Consider the following 20,334-nt stretch of genomic DNA (forward strand, 5'->3'; position numbering starts at 1 on the left):
GCGCTGGAGATCTACAACACGCTGACGCGACGCAAGGCGGCACTGGAGCCGATCGAGCCCGGCAAGTTGCGGATGTACGTCTGTGGCATGACGGTCTACGACTACTGTCACCTGGGGCATGCCCGCGTCATGGTCGCATTCGACGTGATCACGCGCTGGCTGCGTCAGACCGGCCTGGACGTGACCTACGTTCGCAATATCACCGATATCGACGACAAGATCCTCAAGCGCGCGGAGGAGAATGGCGAGTCGATATCGGCATTGACCGAGCGCATGATCGCGGCCATGCACGAGGACGAAGCACGGCTTGGTGTGCTGCGTCCGGATGCGGAGCCGCGCGCGACCGGCCATATCCCGGAGATCGTGGCGATGATCGAGCGCCTGATCGAAGGCGGTTATGCCTATGCGGCCGATAACGGTGATGTCTACTATCGGGTCCGGCGCTTCGCCGACTACGGCAAGCTCAATAACAGGAATCTCGACGACATGCGGGCTGGCGCCCGAGTCGATGTCGATGCGCACAAGGAAGATCCGCTCGACTTCGTGCTGTGGAAAGCCGCCAAGTCAGGCGAGGCGAGCTGGTCGTCTCCGTGGGGCGAAGGGCGGCCCGGTTGGCATATCGAGTGCTCGGCGATGTCGACCTGCTGCCTGGGCGAGACCTTCGATATCCATGGCGGTGGGCCGGATCTGACCTTTCCGCATCACGAGAACGAGATCGCCCAGAGCGAGGCGGCGACGGGCAAGCCCTACGTCAACGTGTGGATGCACGCCGGGGCCGTGCGCGTCAATCAGGAGAAGATGTCCAAGTCGCTGGGCAACTTCTTCACCATCCGTGATGTATTGGAAGTGCATGATCCGGAAGTGGTCCGTTACCTGCTGGTCGCGAGCCACTATCGTAGCCCGATCAATTACGCGCCGGAGTCGCTCAACGAGGCGCGCAAGTCCCTCGAGCGTTTCTATCATGCGCTCGATGGTGTCGAGCTGGCCCACGGCGATGTCGAGGGAATCTACGCCGAGCGGTTTTCGGCGGCGATGAACGATGACTTCAATACGCCGGAAGCGCTATCGGTGCTGTTCGATATGGCCCGTGAGATCAACCGGCTGCGCGACGCTGAGCCGGCGCATGCCGGGGCGTTGGGGCAGGAGCTCAAGCGATTGGCCGGCGTGCTGGGGCTGCTCGAACGCGAGTCGGCCGAGTTTCTCAAGGCGGGTGCTACCGATCTGCCACTGAGTGAAGCCGAGATCGAGTCGCGCATCGAGGCGCGGGCCGCGGCCAAGAGCAATCGGGATTTCGCCGAAGCCGATCGGATCCGCGACGAGCTGGCGGCATTGGGTATCGTGCTCAAGGACTCCCGCGAAGGTACCCGTTGGAGTTTCGAGGCGCCCCCGGCGTGATGGCGTGATGCCCCTGAAACGACAAACCCCGCCAATCGGCGGGGTTTGTCGTTGGGGGTGTCGTCATGATTCGGGAAACGGGATCATTGCCCGGCCAGGCGGGCGATGATCGCATCGACCATCTTGGCGGAGTGGGTTGCCGCTCGTTCCAGAAAGGCATCGAAAGAGAGTTCGGACTGCTTGCCGGCGATGTCCGACAGCGCTCGAATGACCACGAACGGACACTCGAACAGGTGGCAGGTCTGGGCAATGGCGGCCGCTTCCATCTCTACGGCCAGCATCTGGGGGAAGTGTGCGCGCACGGCGTCGACCCTCTCCGGGTCTGCCATGAAGCTGTCGCCGGTACAGATCAGGCCTTCGTGGACGCGCAGATCCCCGAGGCTTTCGATGCAGGCGCGTGCCGTCTCGATCAGCTTGGGATCAGGGGCAAAGCCTGCCGGCATGCCGGGAACCTGGCCCATTTCGTAGCCGAAAGCGGTGACGTCGACATCGTGATGGCGCACCTCGCTGGAGATGACCACGTCGCCGACTTCCATGGCCGTGCCGAAGCCGCCGGCAGAGCCGGTGTTGATGACGGCGTCCGGCCGGTAGTGGGTCATCAGCTGCGTCGCGCCCACCGTGGCATTGACCTTGCCGATGCCTGACTGGAGTAGCACGACCCGAAGTCCGTGGCGCTCACCTACATGAAAAGTGCCGCCGGGATGATGTTCGATCCGGGCGTTGTCCAGCTGGGAAGCGAGCAGGGCGACTTCCTGCTCCATGGCGCCAATGATGCCGATAGTCTGCATGCGTTATCCGTCGTGTTGGTCCGTCAGATCAGTGCGTAAGGTTGAAGTGTCGTCGGTGCGTCATTGCGCATCGTGAAGTTCGGCCGCTTGCAGGGTGTTCTGCAGCAAGGTGGCGACCGTCATCGGTCCGACACCGCCGGGCACCGGGGTGATCCAGCTGGCGCGCTCGGCTGCGGTGTCGAAATCGACATCGCCCACCAGAGTGCCGTCTTCCCGACGGTTGATGCCGACATCGATGACAATGGCGCCGGGTTTGACCCAGTTGCCATCGATCAGGCCGGGCTTGCCGGTAGCGACCACCAGGAGATCGGCCTGTCGGACCTTGTCTTCGAGCCCCTGGGTGAAGCGATGACAGATCGTGGTGGTGCAGCCGGCGAGCAGCAACTCCAGTGCCATCGGCCGGCCGACAATATTGGAAGCGCCGACGATGGTGGCGTCCAGCCCTCGGAGCGGGATCCCGCTCTGTTCGAGCAGCGTGATGATGCCCTTGGGCGTGCAGGGGCGCAGTAACGGCAACCGCTGCGCCAACCGGCCCAGGTTGTACGGATGAAAGCCGTCGACATCCTTGTCCGGGCGAATGCGCTCGAGCAAGGGGTTGGCATCGAGATGCGCGGGTAGCGGAAGCTGTAGAAGGATGCCGTCGACGGCGGGGTCGTCGTTCAGGCGATCGATCAGCGCTTCCAGGTCCTGCTGCGTCGTGGTGGTCTCGAGCCGGTGGCTGAAGGAGAGAATGCCGGCGTTCTCGCAGGCACGGTGCTTGTGGCTGACATAAACCTCCGACGCCGGGTCATGACCGATCAGTATGACGGCCAACCCCGGGCGACGCAGCCCGCGCTGGGTTCGATGCTCCACGTCGACTTTCACTCGATTGCGGATTGAGCCGGCAATGGCCTTGCCATCGATCAACTGAGCGGTCATCGACTTTCCTTTATGAGTGCTGTAGGGGTCGGCGGAAGGCCGACGAAGGTCGGCAATTTTCGCATGCCCAGAGATGCAGTCAACGCGCGACGGGGCGTTAGTGAGATCTGCGGCATTTTTTGATGCCGTGCTGCGAGAGGCAATCGAGGTTAAGTGCACGTAAGGGCTTGACCCGACAGAAAGGATCCGTAGAATACGCAGCGCATCGAGGGGCTCGTAGAGTCATCGGGCATGAATGGCATCATACGGGGTATAGCGCAGTCTGGTAGCGCGCCTGCTTTGGGAGCAGGATGTCGGGGGTTCAAATCCCTCTACCCCGACCATGATGATACCGCTCGTGCCGGTGGAAATGCAGCCGGTATTGGAATGCGCCTATAGCTCAACCGGATAGAGCAACGGCCTTCTAAGCCGTAGGTTGCAGGTTCGAGTCCTGCTGGGCGCGCCATTCATCACTTGTTGATGTGGCCCCGGTCGATGCGGAATTGGTATGGTGGGTGTAGCTCAGTGGTAGAGCCCCGGATTGTGGCTCCGGTGGTCGTGGGTTCGATCCCCATCATCCACCCCATGCCGATCAGCTTCAAGAAATGGTGGGTGTAGCTCAGTGGTAGAGCCCCGGATTGTGGCTCCGGTGGTCGTGGGTTCGATCCCCATCATCCACCCCATTTCTTTCTCGATTGTCATCCCTTCTTTTTGATAGCACCTCTAGTTTGTTATTGCGCTCCCGTCTGGGTCTTATCTCCGGTTTTGGGGTTCGATACGCCTGCAAAGTTGGTCTTGAGTCGATTTTTATGGCCTCGGGCTTGTATTTCATCCCCATTGGCACCATTTACCGCGCTAGTCTGCTTGCCAGTAGGCATGGGGATTCATAAAATCGCCCTCTTGTTTTGAAATGAGTGCTTTGAAATGACAGTTTTGAAGCCTGGTTTTTGAGTTGCAATCACAGAACGCCCCCGTCGGTAGAGGATCATCTATGCAAGTTTCCGTTGAGACGACATCCCAGATCGAACGTCGCATCACTGTTCAGGTTCCGGCAGCCGAGGTTGACGAGGCCGTTTCTGCTCGCCTGCAAGACACCGCCAAGCGCGTTCGTCTGAATGGCTTTCGTCAAGGGAAGATCCCGATGGCGGTCGTGCGTCAGCGCTACGGCAAGGACGTGCGCAACGAAGTCGTCAGCGAGCTCATGCGCCAGCACTACGTGCGGGCGATCACCGAGCAGAGCCTGAACCCGGCCGGTTATCCATCGATCGAACCCAAGGTCGATCAGACGGGCAAGGATCTGGAGTTTGTCGCGACGCTGGAAGTCTATCCCGAGATCGAACTGCAGAGCATCGACGGTACGGTCGTGGAACGCCCCAAGACGGAAATCACTGACGCCGATATCGACACCATGATCGAAACGCTGCGCGGTCAGCGCGCCAAATTCCAGCCGGTAGAGCGCGCGGCGGAAAATGGCGATCAGGTCAAGATCGATTTCCAGGGGTTCCTGGGAGACGAGCCGTTCGAAGGTGGCGCTGCCGAAGGTCACGAGCTCGAGCTGGGCTCCAACCGTTTCATCCCCGGCTTCGAAGAGCAACTGATTGGTGCCAAGGCTGGTGAAGAGAAGCGTATCAGCGTGACCTTCCCGGAAGACTACCAGGCCGAACACCTGGCGGGTCAGGAAGCGACTTTCAAGGTGACGGTCCACGAGGTCTCCGCCAAGGCGCTGCCGGAAGTCGATGCCGACTTCATCAAGGAATTCGGCGTGGAAGAAGGCGATGCCGACAAGTTCCGTGCCGAGATCAAGAGCAACATGGAGCGCGAGGTCAAGCAGGCCGCGCAGAATCGCGTCAAGCAGCAGGCTCTCGATGCGCTTCAGAAAGCCAATGACGTCACCGTGCCCCAGTCACTGGTCGATCAGGAGACCGAAGGGCTCAAGCGTCAGGCGGCTCAGCAGTTCGGTCTTGGCGAAGACTTCGATGTCAGCCAGTTGCCCAACGAGCTGTTTGCCGACCAGGCTCGTACTCGCGTCAAGGTTGGTCTGTTGCTGGCAGAAGTCATCAAGCAGCACGAGCTGGATGCCAGTGACGACGAGATCCGTGTGCGCGCCGAAGAACTGGCGTCCCAGTATCAGCAGCCCGAGCAGGCCGTCGAGCAGTACATGAAGAACGACGAGCTCAAGGGGCAGATCAAGTCCGCGGTGCTGGAAGACAAGGCCGTTGACAAGCTCCTCGAGCAGGCTCAGGTTAACGACGTCAGCATGAGCTACGAGCAAGTGCTTCAGGCGGCTCAGCAGGCCGAGCAATCGGCTGAAGAAGACGAGGCCGAGGAAAGCGATTCCAAAGCATGATGGGTGCTTGGTAAGCGAGCGGCCCGGCAGAAGCCGGGCCGCTAGTCGATGGGCCTGACAATCACCAGCTCTAAGGAAATCGCGATGCGTAACGAGTTCGACATCAGTAATGCCGGCGGCCTGGTCCCGATGGTGGTGGAGCAGAGTGCGCGCGGCGAGCGGTCGTACGATATCTACTCTCGTCTGCTCAAAGAACGTGTCATCTTCCTGGTCGGCCCGGTCGAGGACTACATGGCCAACCTGGTCGTGGCACAGCTGCTATTCCTCGAGTCCGAAAATCCTGACAAGGATATTCACCTCTACATCAACTCGCCGGGTGGTTCAGTGACGGCGGGCATGTCCATCTATGACACCATGCAGTTCATCAAGCCGGATGTCTCGACGGTCTGTATCGGCCAGGCGGCTAGCATGGGCGCGCTGTTGCTGGCTGGTGGCGCGAAGGACAAGCGCTTCTGCCTGCCGCATTCGCGCATGATGATCCACCAGCCACTTGGGGGTTATCAGGGGCAGGCAGCGGACATCGAGATCCACACCCGTGAAATCCTGACCATTCGCCAGAAGCTGAATCGCATCCTGGCGAATCACACGGGTCAGGATATCGACAAGATCGCCCAGGACACCGACCGTGACAACTTCATGGATGGTGGCCAGGCCGTCGAATACGGCCTGATCGACGCCGTGCTGGATAAGCGTCCGGTATCCTGATAGCGTTTGAGTCAAGGTTTCACACGACGGCGCGCTGCGCCGTCGTCCTGACGAGGTACACGAATGGCCGACGGTAAAGGCAAAGACGACAACGGCAAGCTGCTGTACTGCTCGTTCTGCGGCAAGAATCAGAACGAAGTGCGCAAGCTCATCGCAGGCCCGTCTGTCTACATCTGTGACGAGTGTGTCGATCTCTGCAATGACATCATTCGCGAGGAGGTCCTGGAAGCCGACGCCGAGAGCGATGAAGACCGTCTTCCCGTACCCCGAGAGATCCGTAACACGCTCGACGACTATGTGATTGGTCAGGACCGCGCCAAGATGGTGCTGTCCGTTGCGGTCTACAATCACTACAAGCGTCTGCGTAGTGGTGGCAAGAGCGACAGCATCGAGCTGGGCAAGTCCAATATTCTACTGATTGGTCCGACGGGCAGCGGCAAGACGCTGCTGGCGGAGACTCTGGCGCGTCTGCTCAACGTTCCGTTCACGATCGCAGACGCCACGACGCTCACCGAAGCGGGCTACGTGGGCGAGGACGTCGAGAACATTATCCAGAAGTTGCTGCAGAAATGTGACTACGACGTCGAGAAAGCCCAGCGCGGGATCGTCTACATCGACGAGATCGACAAGATCTCGCGCAAATCGGACAACCCCTCTATCACGCGTGACGTGTCCGGCGAGGGCGTCCAGCAGGCGCTGCTCAAACTGATCGAAGGAACGACGGCTTCCGTTCCACCGCAGGGCGGCCGCAAGCATCCACAGCAGGAATTCCTGCAAGTGGACACCGGCAATATCCTGTTTATCGTCGGCGGTGCCTTCGCGGGCCTGGACAAGGTCATTCGCGACCGCGCCGAGAAGGGCGGTATCGGTTTCAACGCCGCGGTGAAGAGCAAGGAGAGTAACAAGGGTGTCGGTGACATCCTTGCCGGCGTCGAGCCCGAGGATCTCGTCAAGTTCGGGCTGATTCCCGAGTTTGTCGGGCGTCTGCCGGTGATCGCGACGTTGACCGAACTGACCGAAGATGCGCTGGTCCAGATCCTGACCGAGCCCAAGAACTCGCTGGTCAAGCAGTATGCGCACCTGTTCGAGATGGAAGGGGTGGAGCTGGATTTCCGCGAGGACGCCTTGCGAGCCGTGGCGCACAAGGCCATGGAGCGCAAGACGGGCGCACGGGGGCTACGTTCGATTCTGGAGTCGGTGCTGTTGGAAACGATGTACGACGTGCCGTCACTCGACGGCGTTACCAAAGTCGTGATCGACAGCTCCGTCATCGCCGGCGACAGCGAACCGTTGCTGATCTACTCCAAGCAGGAAGAGAGTCGCGTTGCCAACAAGGACGGATGATCGGGGCGCGTCGTTACCCGTCCAGCTGTCTAGCGAGGGGGCCTGATGGCCCCCTTTTTTATGGATTCGGTCTTTCATGGATTCGCTAGTCTATCGGTTGCTACTTGCATCTGAACGATGACGCCCCCACGTACTTCTCATATTGATATTGCCGCTCTGGTGGCTCACCCATCCGAAAGTTTGTCGAGGAAATGCTGTAATGGCGCAGAGCTCTGACCAGACATTGACGCTTCCGCTCTTGCCGCTACGTGACGTGGTGGTCTATCCCCAGATGGTCATACCACTGTTCGTAGGGCGGGAAAAATCGATCCGGGCGCTGGAGACCGCAATGGAGCACGACAAGCGCGTGCTGCTGGTGGCTCAGCGTGAGGCGGCGCATGACGATCCTGGTGTCGACGATCTTTTCAGTATCGGCACGGTGGCGGATATCATGCAGCTGCTCAAGCTTCCCGACGGTACGGTCAAGGTACTTATCGAAGGAAGCTTTCGGGCCGATATCCAGAAGGTCCTGCAGGACCAGGAAGGCTTCATCAGCGCCCAGGCAGTGGCGCGCGATAGCGAGCCATTGAGCGAGCGTGAGCAGGAGTCCCTGGTTCGCGTACTGCTCAATCAGTTCGAGCAGTACGTCAAGCTGTCCAAGAAGGTGCCTGGCGAGGTTCTCTCTTCGCTACAGGAGATCGAGGATCCCAGCCGACTCGTCGACACGATCTGTGCGCACCTGTCACTGAAGATCGATGACAAGCAGGAACTACTCGAGATGGATCGCGTGCGCGATCGGGTCGAACACCTGATGACACTGATCGAGTCCGAAGTCGATCTGTTGCAGGTCGAGAAGCGCATCCGCTCGCGGGTCAAGGATCAGATGGAGAAGTCCCAGCGCGAGTACTATCTCAATGAGCAGATGAAGGCCATCCAGAAAGAGATGGGCGAGCTCGAGAACGTACCCAACGAGGCGGAAAAGTACGAGCAGCGCATCAAGGAAGCCGGGATGCCTCAGGAGGCCGTCGACAAGGCCACCCAGGAGCTCGGCAAGCTCAAGATGATGTCGCCCACCTCTGCCGAAGCCACCGTCGTCCGTTCCTATCTGGATTGGGTGCTGTCCGTGCCGTGGAAAAAGCGGACTCGGGTGAAGCATGACCTGCCGCATGCTGCCAAGGTACTGGACGAAGACCATTATGGTCTGGAAGAAGTCAAAGAGCGCATTCTTGAATATCTTGCCGTACAAAAACGGGTCAAGAAGCTCAAGGGGCCGGTGCTGTGTCTCGTCGGTCCTCCCGGCGTAGGCAAGACGTCACTCGGTCAGTCGATTGCGCGCGCCACGAACCGGCGCTATGTTCGCCTGGCGTTGGGGGGCGTCCGCGATGAGTCCGAGATTCGTGGTCACCGACGTACCTACATCGGCTCGCTGCCGGGTAAACTGATTCAGCGCATGAGCAAGGCAGGGGTACGTAACCCGCTGTTCCTGCTCGACGAAGTCGACAAGATCGGCATGGATCATCGTGGTGATCCTTCCTCTGCGCTGCTGGAAGTGCTGGATCCTGAGCAGAACGACAAGTTCAACGACCATTATCTCGAGCTCGACTACGACCTGTCGGACGTGATGTTCATCTGCACGGCCAACTCGATGAACATTCCCGGTCCGTTGCTGGACCGTATGGAAGTCATCCGTCTGCCGGGCTATACCGAGGACGAGAAGCTCGCGATCGCCAAACGCTACTTGATCCCCAAGCAGCTCAAGGCGAACGGTCTCAAGGAGGGCGAGCTGACGTTCAGCGATGAATCCGTGCTCGAGCTGATCCGTTACTACTCCCGCGAAGCCGGCGTGCGTGAGCTCGAGCGCCAGATCGCCAAGGTGAGCCGCAAGGTGCTGCGTGAGCGCCTGGAAGCGGTGAAAGGCCAAGGTGCTCAGGCCGGGCTGACCCTGGCGGCGGACGATATCGAACGCTACGCGGGTGTGCGTCGATACAGCTATGGCCTGGCGGATCAGGAGCATCAGGTCGGTCGTGTCACGGGCTTGGCCTGGACTTCGGTTGGCGGCGAGCTGCTGTACATCGAGTCTGTCGTGACGCCGGGCAAAGGGCGAGTCAACAAGACTGGCTCGCTGGGCGACGTCATGAAGGAGTCCGTCAGTGCCGCTCATACCGTGGTGCGGGCGAGAGCGCGCCAGTTCGGTATCGACCCCGAGCGTTTCGAAAAGGAAGACCTGCATATTCACGTTCCCGAGGGCGCTACGCCGAAGGACGGTCCGAGCGCGGGTATCGGTATGGTAACGGCCATGGTGTCAGCCTACACCGGGCGTCCCGTACGCTGTGACGTCGCAATGACCGGTGAAGTGAATCTGCGCGGCGAGGTCATGCCGATCGGCGGGCTCAAGGAGAAATTGCTGGCTGCACGGCGCGGTGGTATAAAGATCGTACTCATACCGGAAGAGAATCGTCGGGACCTCAAAGAGGTGCCCGAGAACATCAAGAATGCATTGGACATTCGTTCGGTGAAGTGGATTGATGATGTGTTGTCAACGGCATTGACGAACCATGTCAACGACGATGATAAACTCGCCGAAGATGTAGCTTCTTCGCAAACCAATGTCAGCACACATTGATCTCATCGATGCGTAAATTTCGTACGCCAGGCCCGATATGACGCGGTTTTTCTGATGATCTCGATTGACAGCAGAAACTCGGCATTGCTATAAAATGCCCACTTGTTGTGATCGTGATCGCGTCTCTGATTACGCATCGATGTCCTGTTAATTTCGTATACAGTCAAGGGGTGAAGTGTGAATAAATCCGAGCTGATTGAAGCCATTGCTGCGTCTGCCGACATTCCCAAGGCGGCTGCAACGCGTGCTCTCGATGCAATGATCGAGTCCGTGTCAGACAGCCTGAAGAAGGGCGACTCCGTAGCACTGGTAGGGTTCGGGACTTTTGCGGTGAAAGAGCGCGCAGCGCGTACTGGCCGTAACCCGCAGACTGGCAAGCCGATCGAGATTAGCGCTGCCAAGGTGCCGAGCTTCAAGGCAGGCAAGGCGCTGAAAGACGCGGTGAACTGAGTTTCGCTCCGTCGCGCGGACCGACGTTCCGGCGTGCATGGAAAACCGAGGTCTTCCAGCCGGTAAGAGTTCGCAAAACATAAGCGCATCGCCCCAGCGATGCGCTTTTTTATTGTCGTGCTGCAAGAGCGAAACTTTTGCAGAAAGGATAGCCAATGTTTCGTGTACGGATGCGCTGTGGTGACATGGCGGTGTACGATACGCGCGCGACACATTGGGTAATCGACATGCGAGGACAGCATGCTGCAACGAATTCGTGAGGGTTCCCAAGGTTGGGCGGCAAAAGTCGTCGTGGGGGCTATCATCGTGACTTTTGCGCTTTTCGGCGCGGAATCCCTGGTCAGCTACTTCTCGGCGGGCAGTAACGATGCGGCAACCGTCAATGGTGAATCCATCAGTCGTCAGGCGGTCGAGACGCAAGTGCAGCGGGGTATTCGCTCCGGGCAGGTGCCGCCCGAGCAGGAGCGGCAGTTTCGCGGACAGGTACTCGACCAACTGATCCGCCAGCGAACGCTGGATCAATATGCCGACGAGGGCGGTCTGCATATCTCCGACAGTCAGTTGGACCAGCTCATCGTCTCGCTGCCTGAGTTCCAGGATCAGGATGGCCGCTTCTCCGAAGAGCTATTTACCAATCGACTGGCGCAGGCCGGCTATACGCCCGCTTCCTTCCGCCGTGAACTGCGCGCGGACACGCTGCGTCGGCAGGTTCAGCAGGGGCTTGCGGCATCAGCTTTCCTGTTGCCGTCGGAAAAGGCGCGACTGGCATCGTTGCAGCAGCAGCAGCGAACATTTCGCTACGCGCAGTTGAGCCCCGCCGATCTCGACCAGCCCGTTGCTCCGAGCGATGCCGACCTCCAGCAGTACTATGACCAGCATCAGGAAGATTTTCGGCGCCCGGAGCAGGTCAAGGTCAACTATCTGGTATTGAACCAGGAGGACGTGGCCAAGGATGTCGAGGTTACCGACGAGCAGCTGCGCCAGGTCTATGAACAGGCCAAGGCCGCGGCCCCGCGTGAGGTTTCCCATATTCTGGTGACGTTCGGCGACGACCGGACCGAACAGGAAGCCCGCGACCGCATTGCCGAAGTGCAGCAGCAACTCGAGCAGGGAACGGATTTCACCGCTCTGGCGCGTGAGTACTCGGATGATTCCTCGTCTGCCGGCGATGGGGGCGATCTTGGCGCGATCCAGAGAGGGTTCTTTGGCGATAGCTTCGACGACGCCGCGTTCTCGCTCGATCCGGGACAGGTATCCCAGATCGTGCAGACTCAGTACGGTCTTCATCTCATCAAGGTGACGGGGGTCGACATTCCCTCTTTCGAGGAGGATCGCGAGACGCTTGCCCAGCAGGTAAGGCTCGAACAATCCGAGTCGCTGTTCAACGAGCGGGTGCAGCAGCTGACCGACGACGCGTATCAGGCAGACGATCTCGAGTCGGTCGCCGACGAAATGGGACTGACGGTCCAGACCAGCGACTGGTTTTCTCGGGATGCCGGCGGGGAAGGCGTACTCTCCAACCCTGATGCCGCTGCTGCTGCGTTTTCCTCGGATGTGCTCGAGGATGGCTACAACAGCGACGTCATCGAGACGGACGATCAGCAGCGTGTCGTGCTGCGCGTCGTGGACCATCGTGAGGCGAGCACGCTACCGCTCGATGAGGTTCGTGATCAGATCCTGACGGCAGTCAAGGCCGAGCAGACTCGGCAGCAGTTGCAGACGCAGGCGGATGAGACGCTGGCAGCGCTGCGCAATGGGGATGACGTGCCGGGGCTCGACTGGCAACAGGTCGATGGCGTGACTCGCGATGCCGACGGCGTGCCGGCGCCGATTCTGCAGGAAGCGTTCCGCCTTTCCCGCCCGCAGGCGGATGCCGTTGCCTGGGGGCAGGCCGAAAGCCAGAATGGCGTTGCCATTGTCGGCGTCGAGTCGGTCACGGCAGGTGACGCCAGTTCAGACGATGCGGATTTCGTGACGCGCCTGGCGCAGCGGCTGCAAGCCCAGATCGCCATTCAGGGCTTGAATCAGACGCTGGAGGAAGAAGCCGACGTCGAGCGTCACTGACGTATCGAGCCAGGGCGGAGCGTTAGTCTGGGTTCACCGAACCGTCACTGCGACCTTGCCCGACTTTGGATGCCCTCCTAGGCTGAACGGCATATCTACCGTTGGCCAGGAGGGTTTTTCATGACCGTCACCCGATACTTCGCACTGCTCGAGATCCCGCAAGGGTTGCCGCAGCCGAATCAATTTGCCATCAGAGAAGAGGCGTTATCGGACCTCGCGCCGAACGAAGTTCGCATCCGCAATCGCTGGCTATCGGTCGATCCCTACATGCGCGGCCGGATGAGCGGTGTCACGACTTATGTCGAGCCCTACGCGCTTGGCGAGCCGATGTCCGGCGGCGCCGTGGGCGAAGTCATTGCTTCTCGTCACCCGCACTTTCAGCAGGGAGACCGAGTTCGACACATGGCGGGTTGGCGAGATGTCGCTCAATTGCCAGGGGAAGAGGTCGAGCCGCTGCCGAAGTTTGATGTGCCGGAACAAGCTTACCTCGGCGTGCTGGGAATGCCGGGCATGACAGCGTGGACCGGGCTCAACCTCATTGCCGAGCTACAGCCACGGCAGCGCGTCCTCGTCAGCGCAGCTTCCGGCGCTGTGGGCTCGTTGGCCGTGCAGCTAGCCAAGGCGGCGGATTGCCATGTCGTCGGCGTCGCTGGCAGTCCGGCCAAGTGCGACTGGCTGGAATCGATGGGCGTCAAGGCAGTCAACTACCGGAACAAGGATGTCGACGCGCTGACACAGGCACTCCACGAAGCTTCCCCCGAAGGATATGACATCTACTACGAAAACGTGGGTGGTCCTCTGCTGGAGGCGGCGCTCGCCAATCTTCGGGATCATGCTCGCATCGCGATCTGCGGGATGATCGACCGTTACAACGCGACAGGGCCGTCGGGCGGTCCCGGCAACCTCAACCAGTTGCTGTTTCGCAAGGCGCGCATGGAAGGGTTCATCGTCGGCGAACACTGGAGTCACTATCAGTCATTTCTGGAGCAGGTTGCCCCTGACGTCGAACGCGAGGCGATTCGTTACCGCGAGACCGTCGTCGAGGGTCTGGAGCAGATGCCTGATGCCTTCCTGAAGCTTTTCTCGGGAGAGAACGAGGGCAAGATGCTGGTCCGCCTTCCCTGAACCCGGAAGCCTCGATGATGGGGAGGGCGCCTACTGAGTGGCGCGCTCCCATTCCCCCAGAATTCTGAGCGCCTGCTCGCGATCGTCGCTACACAGCTGCCTGTCGTACTCGAAGTGATGGCAGACAGCTGGGCGCCGAGGATCTCCAAACAACCGGCACAGGTTGTTTTCGTCCAGCTGTACGCAGCGCTCCCCGGCGGGTTTGCCGTTGGGCATGCCGGGGATGGGCGAGGTGATCGAGGGCGCGATGCAACACGCGCCGCAGCCGATCCGACAACTCATTGTGTTTCGGTCTCCTTAACCTGCCGTAGCCGTACCACGGCTCTCGGCGAGAGCGCCTTTGTCGATCCCTTCGAATGCCTGCACCCGGATATGCGCACCGGTGGATTGCGCAATCTGATGGGCCAACCAGGTCGCGATGTTTTCGACGGTCGTGGGCGCAGGCAAGATGTGACAGCGCTCTTTCGGCAACTGGAGCTGAAACTGCCCTTGGCCGGAGCGGTAGCGAACGCGCATGATCTCATCGTTGCGGCGGGGATCGACGATATCGGCATCGTCGACGAGATACCCGTTGTCCAGACGTTGCGCCCAAAACGCTTCTAGCTCCGGATCACGTTGACCGTTGCGCCAGATTCTCAGGTGCGAGCGGTGACCATGGGCGATGCGCTGGCAGTTCCCCTTGTGGTGCTTGAGGCCATGGCTGTAGCTATAGATCGCGCCATCGGCCAGTTCCTCCCGCAGACGAATGCGGATCGCCTCGACGCGAGGTGGCGGTCTTTTGCTGAGCTCGTTACTGAGATGTGCTCCCAGCCGCTCCGCAGTGATCTCCCCCCAGGGGAACAGCGTGAAGCCTTGGCGCGGAGCGCGCACCTCGAAGGGGAAGGGGAGTTCCGCCGCCATGTGCAGCCCTTCGCTGCACTCCTCGATCCTGACGCCCGCCGCCTGGGTCGGCACGAGCAAGGTGTGGTCCAGGCCGGCGTCGAGACGTGACTTGATCCAGGGTTTGACCTCACCGAAATCGAACAGCATGCCGTCTTCCCCCAGCTCACCGTCGAGTTCGACATCGACGTGCCAGCTGGCGCCGCTCAGGCCGCGTTGGGGTGACCAGATCGAGGCGTCGATATTGGTCAGGTTGTTCACGAACAGGGTCATCAATCGATTCCTGCAATCTTGTGGGTCTGCAGCGACAGTCGCCATTGAGGATGGCGCATGCAGTACTCGACCGTCGCCTCCATCGGGCTGCCATCGGTAACGATGGCGCCTGGCGCGAGATCCATCGGCTGCAGAAAGAAATGAGTGAAATTCAGCCCAGAGAACGTTTCGGGGTCGATGCCGGCCTGGGGATAGACCAGCTTGAGCTCGTTGCCCCGGGTCTGGCGCAATGCCGTGTCGCCTTTCGGACTGACGCAGATCCAGTCGATGCCTTCGGGTGCCTGGATCGTGCCATTGGTCTCGACGGCGATCTCGAACCCTCTGGCATGCATGGCAGCGATCAGCGCCGGGTCCAGTTGCAGCAGAGGTTCGCCACCGGTGAAGACCACATAACGCGTGAAGTCGCCTCGAGCAGGCGTCGGCCAGAGTTGTTCGAGATGTGAAGCCAGGCCGTCGGCATCGTTGAATTGACCGCCATTCTGACCATCGGTGCCGACGAAGTCGGTATCACAGAAAGTGCACTGGCTGGCGGCACGGTCCCGTTCCCGACCCGACCAGAGGTTGCAACCGGCAAAACGGCAGAAAACACTGGCGCGACCGGCTTGGGCGCCTTCCCCCTGCAGGGTGTAGAAGGCTTCTTTGACGCTATACATGCAAGTTTCCGTTCTGGGCTGTCAGGCTCGACGCACTGGATGTCGACGACATTCTACGCGTTACCTTTGGCGCCAGGTCCTGCCTGGCATCAGGTCTCGTCGCGAGATTGTCGTGAGATTCGGATATTAACGTTTGGCATACGGCAGTGGGTCCGTCTTTCCCTGGCTGGCAAACGCAGCGAGCCGCTCTCGACAGCTGCCGCATTCGCCGCAAGCGGTGGCTTCGCCCAGGTAGCAGGTCCAGGTCTGGGCGTAATCCAGGCCCATTTCGATCCCGTCGGCAAGAATCTGCGCTTTATCGCTATGCAAATATGGGGCTTCGATCCTGACGGCCTCGAAGTTGGCGATGGCAGCCACATCGTTCATGCGTTCGACGAAAGCCGGGCGACAGTCGGGATAAAGGACGTGATCGCCGCCATGCGCGCCGTAGAAACAGATCGGTGCGCCGATATTGACCGCGTGGCCGATCGCCAGCGACAACAGAATCATGTTGCGGTTGGGAACTACGGTATCTGCCAGGTTGTCCTCGGCGTAGTCCGCCTTCGGCATGGCTCGATCGCTGTCGGTCAGTGCCGAATTGCCGATCAGTTGGTGAATGGCGCGAATATCGACGACCCGGTGCGAGACGCCCAAGTCGGTGCATACCTGGCGAGCGACATCGAGCTCGCGAGCATGACGCTGACCGTAGTGAAACGATAGCGCATGGACGTCATGGCCCTCGCGCAACGCTCTATGCAAGACCGTGTAGGAGTCCATGCCGCCGGAATAGATCACGACGGCCGGTCTGGACGTAGTCTGGGAAGTCGAGGATGTCATGCTGTCAACCTATAACAAGCAAGCTGTCTGGAACTTGAAGTGATGGAGGGCGGCCGACGCGGCGTACGATCACGTCGCGAAGGCGCCTCTTTCGCCGACCAGGGGGGTTAGAAAGCGTTGTCTCAGCGTCTCTTGTGACGATCCCTGGGCGAGCAGATGAATGAGCTTGCAGTGGGCTGCTTCCGGCGTCATGTCATCGCCGGACAGAATGCCGATTTCCTCGAGTATTCGACCAGCGGCGTAGGTGCCGAGATGGACGCCGCCGAAGGGACATTGGCTGATGGCGACCAGCACCTTGCCTTCCGCGCTGGCGCGGGCCAGAACACCGAGTAGTGCTTCGTCTTCCGGCAGATTGCCGCTGCCCCAGCACTCGATCACGACGCCACGTATGCGGTCGTCATCCAACCATCGGTCCACGTCCTGAGCACGAATGCCCGGCCACAAGGTCAGGCGAACGACCACCGGCGTCGGGCCGGTGGCCAGTTCGAAACGAGGAGCACCCTGAATGCCACTGCAGCGTGCAGCGTAAATGACCGGGGCGTGATCCACTATTTCGCCCAATAGCGGCCAATTGGGGCTTTCGAAGCCCTGAGCGTCCTGAGTGTACCATTTTCGTGTCCGGCACCCTCGCATCAGGCGATTTGCGAAACTCACGCAGACTTCTCGCAAGTCGGTTTGTGTCGCGAACATCAACGAGGCTTCCAGATTGTCGAGTGCGTCGCTGCCCTCGATACCCAGTGGCTTCTGCGAACCCGTGACGATGACCGGTTTGGACAAGCCCTGAAGCTGAAATGCCAGACTGGACGCACACCAGGCGAGAGTATCGGTGCCGTGAAGCACCACGAACCCGGCATAATCCTGATATCGCTCGGTGATCAGCAGTGCCAGCGCAGCCCAGTCGGCTGGCGTGGCACTGCTGGAGTCGATCGGGCGTGGTGTTTCCCAGACTGCATACCGGGGCAGCTTGCCCTGTCGGTCGGGCGGCAGCGTCGACAGCGCTGCCGCCATGCGGGAACCGAAGTTACCGGCGGCCACCAGGCCGCGGTCGCTGTCGCGCATGCCGATGGTGCCGCCGGTGTAAATCACCAGAATAGGGAGAGGGGCTTGGTCGTTAGCTGTGAGGCACATGGCTGTCTAGAGATCGTGACCCAGGAGGACCTGACAGATCGACGAGAAGGTACGTGCTTCCGGCGGGTGGTTCAGGTCGACGCCCAATGCTCGGCTGATATTGGAGGCCGAGATGATGCCGCGAATCCTGCTGCCGCCGCTGCCGTCCGGCTCGGTAATCAACACGTGCTGATCGCCCGAAGACTTCAGCGTTTCGACCAGATCGCCGACGCTGGCGTGGGAGATCTTGGCATACGAGAGCGAATGCAGCTCGCTACGCGGGGTCTGGATCATCTCTGCGGTGACTTCGTCCCGGCCGATCTGATGCTGCTGCATCGCCAGTGTGATGCGACGCCCGCCAATCAGTTCGCGGGCATTGACCACGCCGGTGAAATTGCCGCTGGCATTGACCAGCATCAGCAGGCGTACGCCGGCCTGCTTCATCGTTTCCAGCGCTTGCGCAATAGAGCTCCCGGTAGGCAGGGTATACGGATGACTGACGCTGAAATCTGTGACCAGCATGGTGGCGGAGCTTTCCAGTGTCACGGGTTGCGTCTGGTTCGCGGGCTGTACGATGCCGCTGACGCCGTCCAGGTTTTCCAGGGCCAATGCCGTAAAATGGACTTTTGAAGGGTGAGTTGTGTTGGCCATCGAGAATCTCCAGGCAAGCCAAAATGTTGAAATCGAGACTTGAGGGGCAGGTCCGAAACTGGATTGAAGCGTTACAGATACTGACGTAGATCGCCGCGCACGCTGTCCAGGAAAGTGATGAAACGGGTATCGCGTTCGTCGTCCTGACGATCGATACGGCAACCCAGTTTCATGGTCTTCTGGACCAGAAGTTCGTCGTAAATGTCCAGCGTGACCTTTTTGGGGCTCTCCGCGGAGGGGGGGATATCGCCGTCTTCCAGGGTGAAGGTTTCGAAAAGTGTGGCGCGAACTCGCGTCGTGCCACCTTCGGCCAGCACGCGACGCACAAACAACCAGCCTTCGCAGGCGAAATTGTCGCCGTTGTCACGTTGACGCTGGAACACCGTGCGATAGCTCGCTCCCTCTTTCGCGGCGCGATCCGCCATGCTGCGATAGGCCTCGGTAACACGGGACGCCATCGCACCGGTATCCGCCAGCTTGCGCAGTGCCGCCTGGTGTTCGCGCCCCAGTTGTTCCTGGCGCTGAAAACGCTGCCATAGGCGATAATTGGCATGCAGGGAGTTCGCGTCCATGTTGTCTCCGGATAGTGGCGAATAGGTCGGCGGCCTATGATCGCTTAAATGGCGGCTACCTGACCACCCACGGTTCGCCTTTCCCCACACCGGCGGAGCGAAAAAAGAAGATCAGTCAGCGCTAAAGTTTACGGATCATCGGCCGATCAGGAAATCAACATACTAAAGTGCGCCTAAATCGGCGCCTGCTGTCGTGATCGGCGTGTTACAAATTGCGCCAGGCAAAGAGAGGTTATATGGCTTCCATATCGTCACTAGGTATCGGTTCCGGACTGGATCTGAGCGGGTTGCTCGATGACCTGGAAAGCGCAGAGCAGGAAAAGCTCACGCCGATCGTCTCGCAGCAGCAGAGTTACAAGACCAAGCTGTCGGCCTTCGGTACGCTCGAAAGCTCGTTGACCGCGTTGCGCGACGCCGCGACCAAGTTGAGCGATCCCGAGACGTTTACCGCGGTCAAGAATTCGATGACCGGCGATGCCGTGACGGCCAGCACCACCGGCGATGCGGTCGCGGGTCGCTATCAGGTCAGTGTCTCGCAGCTAGCGCAGTCCCAGTCGGTAGTATCGAAGGGCTACGGACTCGAAGTCTCTCTGGAAATGTCTGGCACGCTGACTTTTAGCGTTGGAGAAGATAGCTTCAACGTAGAAGTGGCGGATGGCGACACCCTGGCGGATCTCCGCGATGCGATCAATGCTAAAAAGGGTGGGGTGAGCGCTACGATCATCAACGACGGAACGGCTTCTCGCTTAGTGCTTTCGTCAACCGAAACGGGAACTGACTCGGTGATGTCGGTTAAGTCGGCAGCCGACGGGGATGCGTTAGATCAGGCCTTTGGGTTTACAACGGCTGTCTCGACTGACGAGGCGACGGGCGAAAAGACGACGACTTTTACCGCTGCTTCCGGTGGTACTATGGAAGAGGCCGTTAAATCGCAGAATGCTGAATTGACGGTCAACGGTATCGATATCACCAGTCAGTCCAATACGGTCGAAGATGCCCTTCAGGGCGTGACGTTCAATCTGACCTCGACCACGGAAAGCGCAGAGACGCTTAGCGTATCCAAGGATACGGCTTCGATGACGAAGGCCGTCAAAGCCTTCGTCGATGCTTACAACAGTTTCCAGAGCACCGCCGACAATCTGACCTCCTACGATTCCGAGTCGGATACCGCAGGGACACTGCTGGGCAACTCGACCATGCGCAGTATCGAGTCCCGATTGCGCAGCGTTCTCAGCTATAGCGATAGCGAGGGTACGTTCTCGATGCTGTCGGATCTCGGGATCGAGCGGCAGTTGGACGGCACGCTGGAAATCGACGACGACAAGCTCAGCGACGCCATTACGAACGACAGTGATGCCGTCAGCCAGTTCTTCTCTGGTGCCGATGGCGAGAGTGGTCTGGTCGCCAGTATCGACGACACCATGGGGTCGATCCTCGACGACGGCGGCTTGCTGCAGACTGCCACCGACGGTATCGATACCACGCTCAGCAGTCTGGATGATCGATATACCCGGATGCAAGAGTCCATCGATGCCACGGTCGCCCGTTATCGAACGCAATTTGCCAGCCTGGATTCGCTGGTGTCACAGATGAACTCGACCAGTGATTATCTGACACAGCAGTTCGATGCCCTCAGCGCGCAAACCAATCAGTGATAGAGCGATAA

General features: G+C 59.9%; 18 protein-coding genes and 4 tRNA genes. 13 read left to right on the forward strand and 9 right to left on the reverse strand.

The features are described from left to right. The first annotated feature begins 3 nt into the window (after positions 1 to 3). Positions 4 to 1,395, forward strand: coding sequence for a cysteine--tRNA ligase (gene cysS, locus ACWHY3_RS08340; RefSeq protein WP_448128150.1), 1,392 nt, complete (start codon positions 4 to 6; stop codon positions 1,393 to 1,395). 83 nt (positions 1,396 to 1,478) lie between these two features. On the opposite strand, the gene mtnN is transcribed toward cysS, so the two are convergent. After that, complete coding sequence (gene mtnN, locus ACWHY3_RS08345) at positions 1,479 to 2,183, reverse strand: 5'-methylthioadenosine/S-adenosylhomocysteine nucleosidase (RefSeq protein WP_332779776.1); 705 nt, start codon at positions 2,181 to 2,183, stop codon at positions 1,479 to 1,481. A 60-nt stretch (positions 2,184 to 2,243) separates the two neighbouring features. After that, the gene (gene folD / locus ACWHY3_RS08350; protein ID WP_087718829.1) at positions 2,244 to 3,101 is read right to left on the reverse strand and encodes a bifunctional methylenetetrahydrofolate dehydrogenase/methenyltetrahydrofolate cyclohydrolase FolD; all 858 of its coding nucleotides are present in this window, start codon (positions 3,099 to 3,101) and stop codon (positions 2,244 to 2,246) included. A 246-nt stretch (positions 3,102 to 3,347) separates the two neighbouring features. On the opposite strand from folD, the gene ACWHY3_RS08355 reads away from it, so the two are divergent. The 11 genes from ACWHY3_RS08355 to ACWHY3_RS08405 all read left to right on the forward strand — a co-directional run bounded on the left by ACWHY3_RS08355 (position 3,348) and on the right by ACWHY3_RS08405 (position 13,717). Further along, positions 3,348 to 3,424 (forward strand) — tRNA-Pro (locus ACWHY3_RS08355). A gap of 45 nt (positions 3,425 to 3,469) precedes the next feature. Next, positions 3,470 to 3,546, forward strand: a tRNA-Arg gene (locus ACWHY3_RS08360). Positions 3,547 to 3,591: 45 nt separating this feature from the next. Next, positions 3,592 to 3,666, forward strand: a tRNA-His gene (locus ACWHY3_RS08365). Positions 3,667 to 3,688: 22 nt separating this feature from the next. Further along, positions 3,689 to 3,763 (forward strand) — tRNA-His (locus ACWHY3_RS08370). A gap of 308 nt (positions 3,764 to 4,071) precedes the next feature. After that, entirely contained in the window at positions 4,072 to 5,427 is a 1,356-nt protein-coding gene (gene tig, locus ACWHY3_RS08375; protein WP_448128005.1) for a trigger factor, read from the forward strand. A gap of 84 nt (positions 5,428 to 5,511) precedes the next feature. Further along, positions 5,512 to 6,132, forward strand: a complete 621-nt coding sequence (gene clpP, locus ACWHY3_RS08380; RefSeq protein ID WP_448128006.1) for an ATP-dependent Clp endopeptidase proteolytic subunit ClpP — start codon at positions 5,512 to 5,514, stop codon at positions 6,130 to 6,132. Positions 6,133 to 6,195: 63 nt separating this feature from the next. After that, on the forward strand, positions 6,196 to 7,476 hold the full coding sequence (gene clpX, locus ACWHY3_RS08385) for an ATP-dependent Clp protease ATP-binding subunit ClpX (protein WP_087718831.1): 1,281 nt from the start codon (positions 6,196 to 6,198) through the stop codon (positions 7,474 to 7,476). 199 nt (positions 7,477 to 7,675) lie between these two features. Next, positions 7,676 to 10,078, forward strand: coding sequence for an endopeptidase La (gene lon, locus ACWHY3_RS08390; protein ID WP_448128007.1), 2,403 nt, complete (start codon positions 7,676 to 7,678; stop codon positions 10,076 to 10,078). A 177-nt stretch (positions 10,079 to 10,255) separates the two neighbouring features. Then, positions 10,256 to 10,528, forward strand: a complete 273-nt coding sequence (gene hupB, locus ACWHY3_RS08395; RefSeq protein WP_071230177.1) for a nucleoid-associated protein HU-beta — start codon at positions 10,256 to 10,258, stop codon at positions 10,526 to 10,528. Between the two features lie 240 nt (positions 10,529 to 10,768). Then, complete coding sequence (locus tag ACWHY3_RS08400) at positions 10,769 to 12,592, forward strand: SurA N-terminal domain-containing protein (RefSeq protein ID WP_448128008.1); 1,824 nt, start codon at positions 10,769 to 10,771, stop codon at positions 12,590 to 12,592. A gap of 120 nt (positions 12,593 to 12,712) precedes the next feature. Then, a complete protein-coding gene (locus tag ACWHY3_RS08405) occupies positions 12,713 to 13,717 on the forward strand; it encodes an NADP-dependent oxidoreductase (RefSeq protein WP_448128009.1) in 1,005 nt (334 codons plus the stop codon). 30 nt (positions 13,718 to 13,747) lie between these two features. Here ACWHY3_RS08405 and ACWHY3_RS08410 read toward each other — a convergent pair whose 3' ends face one another. The 7 genes from ACWHY3_RS08410 to ACWHY3_RS08440 form a co-directional block, all read right to left on the reverse strand. Continuing rightward, the gene (locus ACWHY3_RS08410; protein ID WP_448128010.1) at positions 13,748 to 13,999 is read right to left on the reverse strand and encodes a YkgJ family cysteine cluster protein; all 252 of its coding nucleotides are present in this window, start codon (positions 13,997 to 13,999) and stop codon (positions 13,748 to 13,750) included. 15 nt (positions 14,000 to 14,014) lie between these two features. Continuing rightward, on the reverse strand, positions 14,015 to 14,869 hold the full coding sequence (locus tag ACWHY3_RS08415) for a 6-carboxytetrahydropterin synthase (protein WP_448128011.1): 855 nt from the start codon (positions 14,867 to 14,869) through the stop codon (positions 14,015 to 14,017). Continuing rightward, positions 14,869 to 15,522, reverse strand: coding sequence for a 7-carboxy-7-deazaguanine synthase (queE, locus tag ACWHY3_RS08420; RefSeq protein ID WP_448128012.1), 654 nt, complete (start codon positions 15,520 to 15,522; stop codon positions 14,869 to 14,871). The genes ACWHY3_RS08415 and queE overlap by 1 nt, the downstream gene beginning before the upstream one ends. A 126-nt stretch (positions 15,523 to 15,648) precedes the next feature. Beyond that, a complete protein-coding gene (queC, locus tag ACWHY3_RS08425) occupies positions 15,649 to 16,338 on the reverse strand; it encodes a 7-cyano-7-deazaguanine synthase QueC (RefSeq protein WP_448128013.1) in 690 nt (229 codons plus the stop codon). Positions 16,339 to 16,407: 69 nt separating this feature from the next. Further along, a complete protein-coding gene (locus ACWHY3_RS08430) occupies positions 16,408 to 17,466 on the reverse strand; it encodes an asparaginase (protein WP_087718839.1) in 1,059 nt (352 codons plus the stop codon). Positions 17,467 to 17,472: 6 nt separating this feature from the next. After that, positions 17,473 to 18,096 carry a CBS domain-containing protein gene (locus ACWHY3_RS08435; RefSeq protein WP_448128014.1) on the reverse strand — a complete coding sequence of 208 codons (624 nt, stop codon included), beginning with the start codon at positions 18,094 to 18,096 and terminating at the stop codon, positions 17,473 to 17,475. A gap of 71 nt (positions 18,097 to 18,167) precedes the next feature. Next, positions 18,168 to 18,668 (reverse strand): hypothetical protein, encoded by a 501-nt coding sequence (locus tag ACWHY3_RS08440; RefSeq protein ID WP_332779784.1) that lies wholly within the window; start codon positions 18,666 to 18,668, stop codon positions 18,168 to 18,170. Positions 18,669 to 18,904: 236 nt separating this feature from the next. Here ACWHY3_RS08440 and fliD point away from each other — a divergent pair, with 236 nt between their 5' ends. Continuing rightward, a complete protein-coding gene (gene fliD / locus ACWHY3_RS08445) occupies positions 18,905 to 20,323 on the forward strand; it encodes a flagellar filament capping protein FliD (protein ID WP_448128151.1) in 1,419 nt (472 codons plus the stop codon). The last annotated feature ends 11 nt before the right edge of the window (positions 20,324 to 20,334 follow it).

This window comes from Salinicola sp. NYA28a (genome assembly GCF_976982775.1).

Excerpts from the sequence above, each read along its gene's own strand:
- mtnN (WP_332779776.1), bottom strand. The coding sequence starts at position 2,183 with ATGCAGACTATCGGCATCATTGGCGCCATGGAGCAGGAAGTCGCCCTG.
- folD (WP_087718829.1), bottom strand. The coding sequence starts at position 3,101 with ATGACCGCTCAGTTGATCGATGGCAAGGCCATTGCCGGCTCAATCCGC.
- tig (WP_448128005.1), top strand. The coding sequence starts at position 4,072 with ATGCAAGTTTCCGTTGAGACGACATCCCAGATCGAACGTCGCATCACT.
- clpP (WP_448128006.1), top strand. The coding sequence starts at position 5,512 with ATGCGTAACGAGTTCGACATCAGTAATGCCGGCGGCCTGGTCCCGATG.
- clpX (WP_087718831.1), top strand. The coding sequence starts at position 6,196 with ATGGCCGACGGTAAAGGCAAAGACGACAACGGCAAGCTGCTGTACTGC.
- lon (WP_448128007.1), top strand. The coding sequence starts at position 7,676 with ATGGCGCAGAGCTCTGACCAGACATTGACGCTTCCGCTCTTGCCGCTA.
- ACWHY3_RS08400 (WP_448128008.1), top strand. The coding sequence starts at position 10,769 with ATGCTGCAACGAATTCGTGAGGGTTCCCAAGGTTGGGCGGCAAAAGTC.
- ACWHY3_RS08405 (WP_448128009.1), top strand. The coding sequence starts at position 12,713 with ATGACCGTCACCCGATACTTCGCACTGCTCGAGATCCCGCAAGGGTTG.
- ACWHY3_RS08410 (WP_448128010.1), bottom strand. The coding sequence starts at position 13,999 with ATGAGTTGTCGGATCGGCTGCGGCGCGTGTTGCATCGCGCCCTCGATC.
- ACWHY3_RS08415 (WP_448128011.1), bottom strand. The coding sequence starts at position 14,869 with ATGACCCTGTTCGTGAACAACCTGACCAATATCGACGCCTCGATCTGG.
- queE (WP_448128012.1), bottom strand. The coding sequence starts at position 15,522 with ATGTATAGCGTCAAAGAAGCCTTCTACACCCTGCAGGGGGAAGGCGCC.
- queC (WP_448128013.1), bottom strand. The coding sequence starts at position 16,338 with ATGACATCCTCGACTTCCCAGACTACGTCCAGACCGGCCGTCGTGATC.
- ACWHY3_RS08430 (WP_087718839.1), bottom strand. The coding sequence starts at position 17,466 with ATGTGCCTCACAGCTAACGACCAAGCCCCTCTCCCTATTCTGGTGATT.
- ACWHY3_RS08435 (WP_448128014.1), bottom strand. The coding sequence starts at position 18,096 with ATGGCCAACACAACTCACCCTTCAAAAGTCCATTTTACGGCATTGGCC.
- ACWHY3_RS08440 (WP_332779784.1), bottom strand. The coding sequence starts at position 18,668 with ATGGACGCGAACTCCCTGCATGCCAATTATCGCCTATGGCAGCGTTTT.
- fliD (WP_448128151.1), top strand. The coding sequence starts at position 18,905 with ATGGCTTCCATATCGTCACTAGGTATCGGTTCCGGACTGGATCTGAGC.